At 58.8% G+C, this 16,101-nt stretch carries 10 protein-coding genes and 1 riboswitch; of the genes, 4 read left to right on the plus strand and 6 right to left on the minus strand.

Translation table 11 applies throughout. The features are described from left to right. Positions 1–20 precede the first annotated feature (20 nt). From cobN to SFUM_RS02565, 3 genes are all read left to right on the plus strand, one after another. Positions 21–3,833: a cobaltochelatase subunit CobN gene (gene cobN / locus SFUM_RS02555; protein WP_011697369.1), complete on the plus strand. Its 3,813-nt coding sequence runs from the start codon at positions 21–23 to the stop codon at positions 3,831–3,833. 3 nt (positions 3,834–3,836) lie between these two features. After that, the gene (locus SFUM_RS02560; RefSeq protein WP_011697370.1) at positions 3,837–4,877 is read left to right on the plus strand and encodes a magnesium chelatase ATPase subunit I; all 1,041 of its coding nucleotides are present in this window, start codon (positions 3,837–3,839) and stop codon (positions 4,875–4,877) included. Positions 4,878–4,965: 88 nt separating this feature from the next. Next, a complete protein-coding gene (locus tag SFUM_RS02565) occupies positions 4,966–6,804 on the plus strand; it encodes a VWA domain-containing protein (protein ID WP_011697371.1) in 1,839 nt (612 codons plus the stop codon). A gap of 801 nt (positions 6,805–7,605) precedes the next feature. On the opposite strand, the gene SFUM_RS02570 is transcribed toward SFUM_RS02565, so the two are convergent. From SFUM_RS02570 to SFUM_RS02580, 3 genes are all read right to left on the minus strand, one after another. Further along, the gene (locus SFUM_RS02570) at positions 7,606–8,346 is read right to left on the minus strand and encodes a nucleoside-diphosphate kinase (RefSeq protein WP_011697373.1); all 741 of its coding nucleotides are present in this window, start codon (positions 8,344–8,346) and stop codon (positions 7,606–7,608) included. 375 nt (positions 8,347–8,721) lie between these two features. Then, on the minus strand, positions 8,722–9,378 hold the full coding sequence (locus SFUM_RS02575) for a methyltransferase family protein (RefSeq protein ID WP_041441503.1): 657 nt from the start codon (positions 9,376–9,378) through the stop codon (positions 8,722–8,724). 205 nt (positions 9,379–9,583) lie between these two features. Next, positions 9,584–11,446: an ATP-dependent helicase gene (locus SFUM_RS02580; RefSeq protein WP_011697375.1), complete on the minus strand. Its 1,863-nt coding sequence runs from the start codon at positions 11,444–11,446 to the stop codon at positions 9,584–9,586. Between the two features lie 279 nt (positions 11,447–11,725). On the opposite strand from SFUM_RS02580, the gene SFUM_RS02585 reads away from it, so the two are divergent. Then, positions 11,726–12,751 carry a hypothetical protein gene (locus tag SFUM_RS02585; RefSeq protein WP_011697376.1) on the plus strand — a complete coding sequence of 342 codons (1,026 nt, stop codon included), beginning with the start codon at positions 11,726–11,728 and terminating at the stop codon, positions 12,749–12,751. Between the two features lie 38 nt (positions 12,752–12,789). Here SFUM_RS02585 and SFUM_RS02590 read toward each other — a convergent pair whose 3' ends face one another. The 3 genes from SFUM_RS02590 to SFUM_RS21265 form a co-directional block, all read right to left on the minus strand. Further along, on the minus strand, positions 12,790–13,341 hold the full coding sequence (locus tag SFUM_RS02590) for a Ros/MucR family transcriptional regulator (RefSeq protein ID WP_011697377.1): 552 nt from the start codon (positions 13,339–13,341) through the stop codon (positions 12,790–12,792). Between the two features lie 1,186 nt (positions 13,342–14,527). Beyond that, positions 14,528–14,609: riboswitch (cyclic di-GMP riboswitch) on the minus strand. 84 nt (positions 14,610–14,693) lie between these two features. After that, on the minus strand, positions 14,694–15,062 hold the full coding sequence (locus tag SFUM_RS02595) for a hypothetical protein (protein WP_150109413.1): 369 nt from the start codon (positions 15,060–15,062) through the stop codon (positions 14,694–14,696). Between the two features lie 119 nt (positions 15,063–15,181). After that, complete coding sequence (locus SFUM_RS21265) at positions 15,182–15,838, minus strand: methyltransferase family protein (RefSeq protein WP_049766265.1); 657 nt, start codon at positions 15,836–15,838, stop codon at positions 15,182–15,184. Positions 15,839–16,101: the final 263 nt, after the last annotated feature.

Consider the following 16,101-nt stretch of genomic DNA (forward strand, 5'->3'; position numbering starts at 1 on the left):
GACTCGGCAAGGAGAGACGCATGAAGCTCCTGTCCATCATGTGGTCGAATTATGTTCCGCTCCTCAAGCAGGCCGCCGCCGAGACCGGAACGTTCGATCTCAGGGCGTACTCGAACAAGCAGCTGAACCTCGACCCTCTAAAACTGCGGGAATGCAGGAAGGAAGTCAAAAGCGCCGACCTGATCCTGTTCTACAGGACGACCGAGTCGTTCTGGGACGAACTGGAAGATGAGCTGAAGGATTGTCGCGGTCGGATTCCGGTTGTGACGGTGGGGCCGGACATCGCCTCCTGGAAGCTCTCCAACGTGAATCCCGAAATCGTTGCGAACGTGTACCGCTACCTCCTGTTCAATGGCGGGGACAATTTCAGGGAGATGCTGAAGTACCTCGCGGCGGCGGTTTTTTCCATCGAGATTCCTTATGACCCCCCGAAAGAGACGGCATGGGAAGGGATTTTCCACCCGCAATGGGGCGGACCTTTCGATACCACCCGGGAATACCTTGAAATCTATCCCCACAAGGACCGGCCGCTCGTGGGCGTGCTCTTCTCCCGTTCCAATTGGGTGTCCGGGAACCTGGAGGTGGAAAGTCGGACCATCGCCGCCATCGAGGAGCAGGGCCTGGGCGTGCTGCCCGTGTTCTTCTATTCCGTCAAGGACACCAACCTGGGCAACCTGGGGGGCGAGGACGTGGTGCGCGGGTTCCTCCTGGCGGAAGACGGCAGCCCTCTCGTCGAGGCGGTCGTGAAACTCACGGTTTTCTTCCTCGGGCAGAAAAAGGGGAATTCATCCGAGTCGCAGGCGGAATCCGGCGTCGGTCTGCTCAAAGCCTTGAATGTTCCCCTCGTGAACCCCGTCATCTCCTACTACAAGGACCGGACGCAATGGCTTGACGACCCGGCGGGCCTCGGGCAGCAGGTCGCCTGGAGCATCGCGCTCCCGGAGTTCGAGGGGGTTGTCGAACCGCTCGTGGTGGGTGCGAGCAAAGGGGTGAGCAATCCGGAGGAGGAAATGTACGAAGCCATTCCGGACCGGATCGACCGCCTGGCCCGCCGGATTTCCAGGTGGGTCCGGTTGCGGCGCACACCCAACCGCCTGAAAAAGATCGCCTTCATCCTTCACAACAATCCGTGCGCCTCCGTTGAAGCCACGGTCGGCGGTGGAGCGCACCTGGATACCCTGGAGAGCGTTGCCCGGGTCCTGCGTCGAATGAAGGATGAGGGATACGCGGTGACTCCTCCGGAAAACGGGAAGGCCCTCATCGATGAAATCCTCGAACGAAAGGCGATTTCCGAGTTCCGGTGGACCACGACCGGGGAAATTGCGGCGCGCGGAGGCTGCCTGGCGCAACTCGACGTCGCGGGCTATTCGCGCTGGTTCGATGAATTGCCCGAAGCGACCCGCAACAGAATGATCGAAGCATGGGGGCGCCCGCCCGGCGAGGAAAAGGACGGCGTGCCGGCGGCGATGGTCCACGAAGGGAAAATCCTTGTCACGGGGGTGCGGTACGGCAACGCCGTGGTCTGTGTCCAGCCGAAGAGGGGCTGCGCGGGAGCGCGGTGCGACGGGCAGGTCTGCAGGATTCTGCACGATCCGAATGTGCCGCCGCCGCACCAGTACGTGGCCACCTACAAGTGGCTTTCGCGGGATTTCGGCGCGGATGCGATCGTTCATGTCGGAACGCACGGGAATCTCGAATTCCTGCCCGGGAAGGGCACGGGGCTGTCCAGCGGCTGCTTTCCGGATATCGGCATCGACGAGATGCCGAATCTCTACATCTACAACGCGGACAACCCACCCGAGGGGACCACGGCGAAACGCCGGAGCTGTGCCGTGCTGGTGGATCACATGCAGGCGGTGATGGTCCGGGGGGAGCTTTACGGGGACCTGGACGAGCTCGAACGGCTCATGTCCGAATACGACAAAATCAAGCTTGTCGAACCGGGCAAGGCCCACACGCTTCGACACATGATCGAGGCGCGGCTCGAAGCCGGGAACCTGCTGCAGGGGATGAAGATCGACCATGACGCGCCCTTCGATGAAGTATTGAAGGCGGCGCACGAGGCGCTCTCGCTGCTCAAAAACACTTATATCCCCAAAGGCATGCACGTGTTCGGAAGCATCCCCGAGGGCGAGAGGCTGTCCGAATTCATTTACGCGGTCGTGAGGTACGAGAACACCCCCGAATCGCTGCGTGGGGTTGTGAAAAGCCTGATGGAAAGGGACGAGGGGTTCCGGGCGCTCGATGAGACGGCCGGCAAAAACCTCGTGGATGAAAAAGCGCAAGCGATCTGCACGGCCTACCTTGAGGGAGAAGCGCCCCTTGCGCACATCATGCAATCGCACTTCGACGATATCTCCCGGTTCGAATCCGCGATCGCCTGCGTACAGGAGAAGATCGACGACGTTCGAAAACGGGTGGCGCTCACCGACGAGATGTCGGCGCTTCTGAACGGAGCGGCGGGCGGATATGTTCCGCCCGGGCCGTCCGGGATCGTCACGCGGGGCAGGCCGGATATCCTCCCCACGGGACGCAACTTCTACTCGCTTGATCCTCACAAGGTGCCGTCCCGTGCAGGTTGGGAAGTGGGGGTGCAACTCGCGGGCCTGACGATCGAAAAATTCCTGAACGAGGAGGGGAAGTACCCCGAGAACATCGCTTTCTATTGGCAGTGCACGGACATCATGTGGTCCGACGGCGAAGGAATGGCCCAGATGATGTACCTGCTCGGCGTACGGCCCGTGTGGCAGGCAAACGGAAAAGTGTCGGGATTTGAAATCATTCCCCTGGAAGAGCTGAAACGCCCCAGGATCGATATCACGGTGCGGGTGTCCGGCATCACGCGGGACAATTTCGCGTCCGTCATCGAGCTGATCGACGAGGCGGTGCAGGCCGTGGCCGCGCTCGATGAACCGCCGGACCGGAATTTCGTTCGCAGGCATCTCCTGGCGCACATGGAGGAGAGCGGGGCGGCCGAGGATGAAGCCGAGGCGTTCCGAAAAGGGACCTTTCGGCTGTTCTCGAGCATGCCCGGGGTCTACCAGGCGGGGACCCAGCTTGCCGTGTACGCGTCCGCCTGGAAGGACGAAAAGGATCTCTGCGACGTGTTTCTTTACTGGAACGGGTACGCTTACGGCAAGGGAGTGTTCGGCGAGCCCGCTCACCGGCATTTGTCCAGGAGCCTCGAAACGGTCGAACTGACTTTTGCCAAGACGGTCACCGACGAATACGACCTTCTCGGATGCTGCTGCCATTTCGGCACTCACGGAGGGCTCATCAACGCCGCAAAAGTCGTTTCGGGCAGGGACATCAAGACATACTACGGCGACACGAGGGAAATGGGCGAGGTCCGGGTCAGGGATCTTGCCGACGAAATCCGCAGGATCGTGAGGACGAAGCTGCTCAACCCGAAATGGATCGAAGGAATGAAGGAACACGGCTACAAGGGCGCGGGAGAGATCGGCAAGCGGGTGGGCAGGGTCTACGGATGGGAAGCCACGAGCAGGGAAGTGGATGACTGGATCTTCGACGACATTGCCCGAACCTTCCTCATGGACGAGGGGAATCGGAAGTTCTTCGAGGAGAACAACCCGTACGCCCTCGAGGAGACCGCCCGAAGACTGATCGAGGCGGCCGAACGGGGGCTTTGGGCTCCGTCCGCCGACGTGCGGGACGCGCTCAAGGAAATCTATGTCGAGATCGAGGGATGGATCGAGGAAAAGACCGGAGAAATGGAAGGCGACTTTCAAGGCGGCTCGATCGACATCATCACTTCACGCGAAGTGGAAAGTTGGAAGGGGAAAATGGATGAGACTCTGGGACGAAAGGGTTAGGGGATGATTTTTCCTTTCACGGCCATTGTCGGTCAGGATCAGATGAAGCTGGGTCTTATTCTCAACGTCATAGACCCCACCATCGGGGGGCTCCTCATCATGGGCGAGAAAGGGACGGGGAAAAGCACCGCGGTGCGGGCCCTCGCGGATCTCCTTCCCGAAATCGCCGTTTCCAGGGGCTGCGCGTTCAATTGCGATCCCGACGGCAAAAACCTGTGCACGTCCTGCGTGGAAAAAGCGTCGCCGGGGCGCCCTCTGGAGAGCGAGACGAGAAAGATGAAAGTGATCGAGCTCCCTCTCGGCATCACGGAGGACAGGCTCGTCGGAACGCTCGATATCGAGCATGCCCTCAAACACGGGGCAAAGCGATTCGAACCGGGGATTCTCGCGGATGCAAACCGAAACTTTCTTTATGTGGACGAAGTCAACCTGCTCGAAGACCACATCATCGATTTGTTGCTCGATTCCGCGGCCATGGGGCGGAATTTCGTCGAGCGGGAAGGAGTTTCCTTCACGCATCCCGCCCGCTTCATCCTCGTGGGCACGATGAATCCCGAGGAAGGCGACCTCAGGCCCCAGCTTCTGGACCGTTTCGGTCTCTGTGTCTACGTACGGTCCATTCGAGAAAGGGAGCCGCGCATGGAAATCCTCAGGAGACGCTTCGAGTTCGATGCGGATCCCGCTGCTTTTCTCGAGAAAATCGAGCCCGACCAGCGATCCTTGTCGGAGCGGATCGTCCGGGCCAGGCGAAACCTTCAGGACATCAAGATGCCGGACGAAATCCTGGAAAAGGTGGTCGGGGTCACCTCGGCGGTTCATGTGGACGGCCACCGCTCGGACATCGTGATTCTCAGAGGGGCGAGAGCGCTCGCCGCCTTGAAGGGGCGGGAGCGCATCGAAATGGAAGATATCAAGGATATCGTTCGCCCGGCACTGAACCACAGGCTCAAGCGGGCCCCGTTCGAAGAGATCGGATCGGGGGCAAGCAAAATGGAAGCGGTGATCGAGCAGTTGGGCCGAAGTGACGGCGCTGCGATTTCGTAACGACAGGGGGCGTCCGCCCGTGCACAGCGTCGTCCCGAAGTTTGCCGTTCAATCGTAGCGTGAGACCGGTTTGGTCTTCAAGGAATGCATGATGTCATTTGCCAGGATAGTCAGTCACGCGAGGGCAAAACTGGCTCTCATCCTCAACCTGATCGACCCCGGCATCGGAGGCGTTCTCTTCCTTGGGCACAAGGGGACGGGGAAATCCACTCTGGCGCGTTCGGCGAGGAATCTCCTTCCTGAAGGCGCACCATTCGTGGAAGTGCCTTTAAACGTCACCGAAGATGCCCTGTTGGGAGGCATCGACCTCGAGGAAGCCGTCCGGACGGGGGAGCGGTCCATGCGGGCCGGCCTCCTCCAGCGCTCGCTTGGAGGCGTGCTGCACATAGACGACGTCAATCTTTTGAACCAGGACCTCTTGAGTCTAATACTCAACAATCGGGAGGGAGACGGAATCGTTGGCGCAATAGAGGAAGGCTCGATCTCTCGACGGCTCTGCCTCTTTGCCGGCATGAATCCCGAGGAGGGAGCGGTTTCGGCCGCAACGATCGATCATTTCGGCCTGTGTGCCGTCTTCGAGACGCCGGAAAAACAAGGCACGAAGACGAGGGCGCTCGCGCACAATTGCCCGGATGAGGCCCTCGATCTGCGCTTGCGCCGGATTGAGGCGAAAGTGAAGAAGAGAATCGAACGAGCGCGGGGGCTGCTCGAACGGGTCGCCGTGCCTTCCCAAATGCGGGCACTTGCCGTGGAGGCGTGCATCGAAGCCGGTATCGAGGGACACCGCGGGGATATCGCCCTGCTCAGGGCCGCGCGGGCCTATGCCGCGTTTTGTGGTGCTCGTGCCTTGTCGGCCAAACATGTCAAGAGGGTCGTTCCCCTGGCGTTGATCCACAGAAGGCGAAGTGCCGCTCCTCCGAGGGAAGAGGAGATGCGGGAGCAGCAGTCGCAGATACCGCGGGCCGAGGAGCGGGAACAGGCGGGGGATTCGAGCCGCGGCGGGGCCGAGGCCCGGGAAGCGCCCGCGGATGGAGACGGGAGCCAGGCCCATTCGTCTCCGAAGTCCCGGGAAGGGCACTCCCGGGAAGAGGTCTTCCCGGTGGGCGATTCCTTCAAGGTGAAAAGGATGCGCTTCGCGAAGGACAGGATCGAACGCAATGCTTCCGGGAGAAGAACGAACACGCGATTCTCGGGCAAGGCGGGACGGTACGTCGGGAGCATACTCCGGGCGAAAAAGCTCGACGTCGCTGTCGATGCCACTTTGCGTGCGGCAGCGCCCTGGCAGATCCTGCGAGGTCGTACGGGAAACCTCATCGTTTCGCGCGAAGACCTGCGGTTCAAAAGGCGCGAAAAGAAAATGGGGCACCTGGTGGTCTTCGCCGTGGATTGTTCCGGTTCCATGGGGGCCAGGAGGAGGATGATCGAGACCAAGGGGGCGGTCCTTTCGATGCTGACCGACTGCTATCACAAGCGGGACAAGGTGTCCCTGATCGCATTCCGCAAGGACGGGGCCGAGGTCGTCCTGCCGCCGACCTCCAGTGTCGAACTGGCATCCAGGAGGCTCGCGGAAATTCCCGTCGGAGGGAAAACTCCGCTCCCGGCCGCTCTGGTTGCGATTTACAACCTCATCAGGCGAGTGCTCATAAAGGAACCGGCTCTCAGAATCGTCGCGGCCGTGGTGAGCGATGGGCGGGCCAATCAGGGCATCACCGGCATTCCCGTGCCCGAGGAGGTCGAAAGATGCGCCGGGCTCCTCAAAGGCATGAAAAACACGGACTTCATCGTGGTCGACACGGAAGACAAATCCGGCATCATGCGGCTGGACCTGGCGCAACGGCTCGCCGTGAGTCTCGACGCGGATTATTTTACCTGCGACACCCTGAAGGCCGAAATCCTCGCCGAGCTGGTTTCGCGCAGAAAGAACTGATATGAAGTTGCGTTCAAGAGATGGATCTTTCAAGCACAAAAGAGCGGGGGAATGATTCCCCCGCACCCCCCAAGTTTCGGCCACACGCGCAAGCGCGTGAGGCCAAGGCTCGGCGCTGTCGGCGACTGGCCGAAGGCCGCCGCCGCAGCGCCACACGGAGCCGCGAAGCGGCGATGGGGTGTGGGGGATACGTCCCCCACGCTTTTAGAGTATCATCTCGAACGCAAATCCGTATGAGAGGCGGTCATTCGGGGATTTATTGGCGCCCCCTGCGAAGCAGGCAAAAGCGCTCACCGGGGTTTCGGCTTTGCACGCGATCAACGAATAAAAAAAAGCCGATCCGTGGGGCAGACGGGCCGGCTTCAGAGGAGGAAAGAGTTTTCTCTTGCTTGCCCGTGTTATTAAGCAAGAACGATGCCAACCATTGTTCAGCCTGGAATTCCCGCTCCGGGACGGAATCGATCGGTCGCCATGGCGCGATTTTGGGCTCATTTAAAGCGCCATAATCCCGCCATGCGCATTAAATCCCGCCAAAATCCCGCACTTTCGGGCCATAAAGTATGGCGCGATTCTCGCGAGGATGCGAATCGCCTCGGGAAAAGCAAGGACCGGGCTCACGCAAAGAGCAGCCTCACGCAACGGCGCGACGACGGGCGCCGTTCGGCTCATACCTTCGCGAAAAGGAAGGGGGCAGGCGATTCGGGCGCCTGCCCCCTTCCTTTTCGGACATGCATGAAAACGCCCGACAAAGGTGTAACTCCGACTTCCGGTCTCCAGCTCGAAATCGATCCCGCCTGACGGTCACCAGGACAGGGACACTTTACGATTCAACAGGTACTTGGCCACAACCCCCTGGAGCGACGAATCGGTGGGAATGCCCTCGGCAAAGGCCTTGAGCGTATTCAGGTCCGATTCCCACGCGACATCCCCTGGGGCGAGCACACAAACGGTGCCGGGTTCATAGTTCTCGAACAGGCGTCCGTCCTTGTAGTAGAAACACGCTTCGCTATGAACCGTGGGGAAAGCTCTTATTGCAGGGGGAATATCATCCGGTCTGAACCACAGTTTGATTTCGCGTTCCGCTTCCTCCGGAGTGGCCGAGGCATGGATGAGATTGTCCATTCTATCCCCGACAATGTTGCCCTGCGCATCTTTGAGGGCGACAACCGTTCCGAGGGATCGAACGCATCCGGGTTTTTCGTCTCTGGCCACATGGGGATTCGTGGGGCCGCAGATCTCGCGCACCTTTCGTATGACATCCGGTCCCTTGTAAACAATGGCGATGACCCGCTGTTTGTCCGGTTCCCCGGGATAATGAAGGTGCCCCGTGATCATCTCGATAAGCGCCGGGAAAAAGACCTTGCCGCGGTGTTCCGCATAGTGCTCCTCTGCGAGCATTCTGGTCACGTGCACCACTTTGGTTCCGGCGAAGGTCAAGCCGGTGTGAAACTCTGAAAACTGCGAGAGCACGTATCCGGTCAGAGAGTTTTTAAGGGCATCCGGTTTGATCAGGACAAGCGTCTGTTGGAGGTCGTCGCGCATGTATTCTCCTTGTCGTTTGGAGTTCGAGAATGCCGCCGTTTCGCATAACCCGTCCGTTCCCGTCGCATCGCAGTCGGTCCCGATCCGTCCGGAATCGACGCTCCATCAGGATTCACGGCGTTGCGCAGTCGTTCCGGAGAAAGGGAGCTGTCCTCTCCTGTTGCGGCGGGCGACGGCTCGCTCACTTCGCTCGAAATGACCGCGTGGGCCGTTTCGAATGGGCGCCAATTATGCACCAAGAGCGCACATGGTTACAAGGGGGTTGTACCGGGTGGGAAGGACAATTGGGCCCGGCTCGCGCACTCCGGGTCCGGCGTGCGGCCGGCTTCGGAGCTTCTTCGTTGCGCTCAAGTATTCGCCGGCTGTCTTTTCCAGTTACCATATCCCCGGGAACAGCCTCTTTCTGTTCTGGGCAAAATGGGAATAGCCTTCGATTGCGAAAAGTACCCGTTCCTCGATCCTGATCCGCAGAAGAATGGCGGGCACAAGAGCAAAAAGAAAGATACAAAGCGTCACCGCGTTGAGAAAGGCGATGCATATCCCCGCATTGGCGATGAGCATTCCGGCGTAGGCCGGGTGCCTGACGAAGCGATAGGGGCCGGAATCCACTATTGTGTGCCGGGGTATGGTGCGAACCAGGTGCGAATAGAACTTTCCCAACGTTCGGATCGCCCACAGCCGGCAACAGCCGCCGGCCGCGAAGAGACCCATGCCGAAAAAATGCGCAATGTTCGGCGAGTGCCAAACCGAAGGGAACCACAGTGCGGAGAGGAACGTCAAGGCCTGGGCGGTACCATAGACCAGGCACGTTGCGGAGTCCGACGTTTTCTTGCCTTCGCTGTCGGCATCCCTTCCCGCAACCGGTGTCTCCACCAGCAGCCACAAGATGTACAAGCCGACGAACACGTTATCCGCATTGACCGGGTAGTCGCTCCAGATGCTCGCTGTCCGCCATTGCCTTGTCCAGGCGAGAGCGACGATTCCAAGGAACAGGACCAGGGACATCTTCAGGGTCAAACCTACACTTTTCACAAATTTCCGTCGCGTCGGGTTCACCTGCACTCTTCACAAGTCTCCACGAGCGGGAGGTTCTCAACGAAGCACGAAAATCGCCGGTGCCGGGAGTATTCCCGCTCAAACCTCCATGATCCGGTGACTCATAACAGACAATGTAAATGCGCCGAGCCGAGGGCATCATCACACAACCGGCGACTCCGCCGGGGTGCATTGCGCGTTCCTACAACCCGGTTTCCGCCAGAAAGGGGCTAGGCCTGGCGAGCTCTCCCCGCCTGGTGGCGGCGGCGCTGAGAGATAACAGCTCGGATGCCCTGGTCATGGCCACGTACATGAGTCGCCGTTCCTCCTCCATTCCCCTTTCGAGCTCGATCTCGCTTTCGGTCTCAATCGATTTGCGGTGGGGCAGGATGCCTTCCTCGACGGCCACAACGAACACGGCCTTGAATTCGAGCCCCTTGGCGGCATGGATGGTGGAAAGGCGTACTCCGTTCCCGTTGTCGGTCTCGTCCTGATCGTCCCGGATGAGTGCCGCATCCTCGAGGTACTCAGGGATCGAGGCCTTCCCGGCGGCGTCGTAGATCATGGATTTGATGTTCTCCAACCGGGTTTCGAGGTCGTCCCCATCATCCGAGAGGGTACTCAAATGGGCGAAGTAATCGGTTTCCTTCATGACCCTGTGCATGGCCGCGTCGGGCTTCTCCTCCGCGATGGATTCGAGCAGGGAAAGAAGCTTGTCCAGCTCGGCGGCGGCCTTCTTGGGAATGAGCCTGCCGTCGATCGCCTTGCGGGCGGCGTCGCGCAGGGACATGTTCCTTTCCTTGCAGCCGAAAATCTTCTTCAAGGCTCCCGGTCCGATTCCTCTCCGGGGAACGTTGACGATCCGTTCGAAGGAAATGTCGTCGCTCGGGTTCACGGCACAGATCAGGTAGGCATTGATGTCCTGGACTTCCCGCCGCTGGAAGAAGCCCTGCGCTCCGACCATGGTGTAGGGAACCCCGGCCGAGCGCAACGCGCGCTCGAAGGGCAGGGACGTGAATTTGGTCCGGTAGAGTATGGCGATTTCCCGGTAAGGGATATTCTCATCATTCAGGAGCTCCCGGCACCGATCGGCCACCCATTCGGCTTCCATCTGCTCGTTGTAGAATGTTTCGACCGTCACCGGTTGTCCGTCCCTGCGGCTGAAGCACTGTTTCTCGATGCGCTGCAGATTGTGAGCGATCAAACGGTCGGATGCGGTGACGATCTGCCGGGTCGACCGAAAGTTCTCCTCAAGCCTGAAGACCCTGGCCTTGGCGTATTTTTGCGGAAAGTTTATGAAATGAAATGGATTGGCGCCCCGAAACTGGTAAATGCTCTGGTAGTCGTCACCCACCACTGTCAAACGCCCGTCTTTGAGAAGCAGATCGATGATCTGGTTCTGGATTTCATTGGAATCCTGGAATTCATCCACCAGGATGTAATCGAACCGGTTGCGGTAAGCCTTTCTTATCTCGGGATATTTTTGCAGCAAATCGCGCGTGAGGAGCAAGATGTCGTCAAAATCGACGGAATTGCTTTGAGCCAGCATCTCGTTATAAATCCGGTAGGCTTCTTTTCTCCTGGGCACGCGACCGTTACTCGCCAGATAGAGAACGGGGTCGGCCGAATTCTTGGCTTTGGAAATCAGGCTGGCCGCGGCGAAAAGATAGTGGCGGTCCAGATTGAGCTCGGCGAGCACTTTTTTCAAGTGCGCCTTCTGCTGTGAGGCGTCGTGAATGAGCAGCGGCTTCCTGTAACCGAGCAGTTCGCAATGGACTTTGAGGATCTTGAAACAGGCGCTGTGGAACGTGCGGACCCACGGAAAATCTCCGGCACTCCTGCCGGTGATCTTTTCGAGCCGTGACTTCATTTCGTCGGCGGCCTTGTTGGTGAAGGTGATGGCCAGGATGCGTTCCGGGTCGTAGTGGAGGTTGTTGACCAGGTAGGCGATCTTATTCGTGAGCGTTCTGGTTTTACCGCTGCCGGCACCCGCCGTGACGATGGCCGGAGTCTCCACGTGGGAAACGGCTTCCATCTGCACGGGCGAGAGAGACTGCATGGACATGTTGCCACTCCCGAATGCGTTAAAGGTCGACGGCATTCCGTCGACGGCAGTGGAAGATACTCCGGGGGACGTCGAGGCACAAGGGGAAAGTGTTATTTCGATCGCATCACGGCATAATGCTTGTACAAATTTGCCGGGGAGCACAACGGGGGTGCGGGAAAATGCGTATCCCCCCCGCGGATGCGCCGGACGGACAGGTCGGGTTGAAATGCCTTGAAAAGAAAAGCCCGCTGACTTATGGTTCAACGAAGCATGTCCGGCAGAAAGGGAGAATGCCTGATGAAGAAGACGCTGTTTGCACTCGTTGCTCTTGCCGTTATTGTCGTCGGGTGCGGTGAGCCGGCCTTGGCCAAAGGCGGCGGCAAGGGCGGCGGGAAAGGCGCCGGCGGCGCCGCCGCGCCACGGGCGGCAAAATATAGACCACCTCAACCCGCCGTGTCGCTTGGTTCCGCCGGGTTCGCAAGCCAGTACGGGCCGGTGACGTCTTACTACGGAAGCCTTGCCAGTCAGTACGGAAGTCTGCTGAGCCAATACGGTCCGAGTATCGGTCAGACCGGGTCGAGTCCCTTGCAGGGCACTTCCACGACAGGCACCGGTCAGGGAACTCCGATCTTCGGACAATCCGACGTGTTCGCCTCCACAACGCCCGGCGCGATTCCGGGGGCCCCGGATATCCTCTCGGGTCTTTCGATGGGTTTGGATTCGGGTTTGGCCGATCTCATCCTGAGCGGACTTCAAGGGACCGCGACGGCAGGACGTCCGTCGTCGAGCCGCTTCCAGCTCCCGACAGCCGTTCAGATTCTCCCGCCGACCACTCCGGGTTCCGCCGCCGTGGGGCAGTACACTTACGACCTGTCGCTTGCACTCGCGGCTCCCCAGCTGACCTCGATCTCCGCGTTTCCGGGGCAGTATGGCACCCTGCCGTTGCAGACGGGCATGGCCGCGCTCTCCTACGGACCTCAAGCCGGGGCATACGGATTCGTCCCCGTTACCGGCGCCCTCGGCGGCACAGCGGGGCAGTACGGCTATTTCGCCGGCCAGTACGACATGACGTCGAGCCTGCAGGATCAATCCACGCAGGTTGCTTTGAGCTCGGCGGCAGTGACGGCGATCCTCGATGCGCTGTCCTCTCGGCTGCGGACGTCATCGGGACTGCCGGGAAGCACTTTGACCGGCACGGGGATCGGACGTTTCTCCGGCTCGATTCCCGGGATGGCGGCCCCCGTGGGGGGAATGCCCTCCACCTTGTCCCAGTTCCAGGCCGCTCCCGGCATGGGGTCGCCTCTCCGCATGGGCCCACCGTAAAAGCCACCGGGGTAGACCCGCGCGGAGAGACGCCGGAATCAAACCTGCTTTGCCGGCCTCCGCTTGGTCATCGGTTTCGGGGAAGAACCGGTGCCCGATTCGGTGGTGGCCGATGCCTGCTCGGCCATAGCCTTTTCCTGCTTTTTCTGTTCCAGGAACTTCACCAGGTTTTCCGGCAATCCGCGTTTCTTGGCCGCTTTGCTTCTCGCCTTGGTCAGCGATTTCGCCGACAGCGGCTGCTTAAACGAAAACCCCCATTTCTTCTTATACTCTCTCGGGGTGAGACCGTGAGCGCTCAGATGCCTTGCCGTAAGCTGGCGCATTTGTGTCCCGCATTCCAAACAGGTGATCTTGTCGTCCTGGATTGAGCTTTTCGGGTCCTGCTTCAATGAAGCTCCACCCTCGAGCGCAACGCCTTCTCCAATGGCCGCCACGTCCAGAAAGAGGCCTTTTTCTTCCGCTTTCTGCATCTTCTGCAACGTGGAAAAGGTCTTGATGAGTGCTTCTTCAATTTGGGTCGGCGTCATCTGGCCGACGGACGCCTGGGCCTGAATGATTTCGGCAGCGATATCAAGCAGCTTTTTTGTCATACTCTCTTCCTCCTCTGTGATGTTAGGGCACAAACAGGAACCAATGATCAAATCCCATAAGCCGTGCCACAGTGATTCTCGTACTATGGCAAGAATAGAAATGGAGTATCGACCAATCGACAACCAACAAAAATAAACCTGCACCCGGAATAGGTATTATTTACTTTTTCTACAATTCTGATCGGCAAATATTGTCTTTTCTTAAGGACAAATAGACGGTTTTTCCCCATTCGACAAAAAAACTTGATTCATCGATTAATTCACAAACGTCTCCATGGGACAGCAGCTTGAAGAAGGCAATTCTTGAAATATTCTCCATTGCCCGGACAAACCCGTACGCCCGCAACTGTGAGTTAAATACTCAAAATCTGTAAAAATATGCTATTATAGTTGTTATTTGACTATTATTGCCATAAACGGACAAGAATTATCCCACGCCAACGGCATCGAAAAAACCACTCGAAACACGTGCAAAAACATGATCGACCGGTAGCGGCGGTCTTGTCCGGCGGCTGCCGATCAATGGGAAAAAGCTTGGAATTCGGTCGAGACAACCCACGAAAAAGGGTGTCACCCAAACGCCGACTGCGTTCCCGCTTCCCGACAGAGTGACGGACGCGACGGCCCACTGCCTTCGCCGATACAGCGAGCGCCCGGGCCATCACGAGAAGACGATGGTTTGCGACCCGACTCACACCCATATATGATGCAGGCCAAGGACAATGAGTCTACACCCGTCCGCAAAAAACATCTGTCGAATGCCCGCCGGAATAATATCGGTTCGGCTACAATTCCCCGCGTACGCCATGTATATTCGATGGGTCAGGTTCGCCCGTCCGTACCCGCAGTGAGCAATGCAGTTGATTATTCAGCCTATATCCGAATCCTGGGAACCACGATTGGTTTGAGTTTTTGATTTCGCTTCCTGTCGTCATCGCCACCCGGGCGGGAATTCGCCCAAGGACGATTTCGCCTGTTGAACCGCACGACCTAGGGTAGGCGTGAAACGATAGGATCGCGGTCATATCATTCCTGAAAAGCTCCGCCATGCAAACATGTACAGGCCCGGCTCCCCTCCGCGCCGGACAGAATCCGCCTCTGCACATCCTCGCAACGCACAGTCTCAAATGACTGCGGCGAAGGTCTCAGACAATACTGTATTACAAGCAAATGTGTGGTGGCTTGATCAGGCAACCCGGCCGTCTCGAATGGGAAGGAGACCCGCGGCTTTCCGTCTCCACCTTGCGATGGATTTGGCTTTTTCTAACTAGTCACTGCAACATGTAAGAAGATAATCAATCATCAAGGAGTATCAGTCAACAAAAATTTTAGTTTCCCCATGATATAATCTCTTACTGCCGCGCGGCAGATTCCAACTTCAGGGTTTCAGGAATTCGGTCGGCGGATTTGCGCCAACCTCTGGCCTTCATGCACATTTCAAATTTCTGTTCGTTCAGGCCAATGTGTTTCATGCTCATACCGGTGTTTCGAGGTTCTTCAAGAGGGCGGAAAGCTCCGGAAGAAGTAAGCCCCGACTCGCGTTCGCAAGCGATTCGGTCTCGTTCGAATTCGGCATGGGTCGCCCCGGGCTTCACCCATTCGACGGGTGCACAACCCACTGCCAGGAGGACCGGAATGAAGACTGCCGCAATAAGCCGTTTCATACCTCGCCTTTCAGATTTGATGGTCGGTACCGTCCACATACCCATTGCTTTGATCAACTTTATAACCTGGCGATTATAGTTCAAGAGATTTGTGCAGGGCGGGCGCGGGCGACGGACGCGATCGAACGAGGGAGCCGGGCGGTCTGTGCAGGAGTCCGGCGGAATCTATCAACCCTTCATATTCCGGGAAACCAGCGCCAGCGCACCCGCGTGAGATAGTCACGGTATTCCGGGTCCTCCCGCAGGAACCTTTCCTCGATGAAGCTTTTCAGAACGAACAGGCCGCACCCGATGACCGATATCGCCAGAACCCGCGGTGAGTAGTCCCTCAGCGTCCAGGCGATGAAGGAAAGGAAGATGCCCGTATAAATCGGATGGCGGACAATCCGGTACGCACCGCCCGTGACGATAACCCGCTGGGCCGGAACGAATCCGATGCTCCGCCCCAGGCTGAGGCGCGCAAACAGGAGCACGACCAGGGAGAGCAGGGAAAGAACGTCGCTGACCGCGGAAGGGAGGAGGGGGACTCCTTTTCCTGCGACGAGGGCGGGCACGAAAAGGCCGCCGTAGGTTGCCACGAACGCCAGCAGCCAGTACCAGGGATTGGGCGTGATGCGAACCGGGGAGGTGCGCAGCACGGTGGTCGTGATGATGATCAGATGATTGATCATGATCACGACGAGCGGAACGCTCAGGGCGCCTCGCTTCGTTACCGCAAGGAAGATGTGGGCAAAAGGGAGAGCCGCCGCCACGGCGATGGTCTTGTCAACCCATGGGGTGCGAAGCATGTCGAACAAGCGTTGCCGGAGGTCCGGCTTGTCGGGGGCAACCATGGTCCGATTCCTTTCGGGGCCAAAGTGTAAAATCCGAAGATCCGCTCCCCAAGTCCCGACGTCCGCGGCCTTCACTCGTGGATTCGGCGCACCGTTACGGCCAAGCGCGCGAGAGACCTCCCGGTTTACATCCGGCATCTCGGCCGGCGAGCCCGGGGCGGCATGAATAAGCCGAGGCTTCTCCATGACGATCTTGTGCACCCGGGTTTGATCTGCCCTTGATTACGCCTCGAGCGGCCTCGCTTTCGATGTCGCAAGGCGCG

The sequence above is a fragment of the Syntrophobacter fumaroxidans MPOB genome (assembly GCF_000014965.1).
In the GTDB taxonomy this organism is placed as follows: Bacteria; Desulfobacterota; Syntrophobacteria; order Syntrophobacterales; family Syntrophobacteraceae; genus Syntrophobacter; species Syntrophobacter fumaroxidans.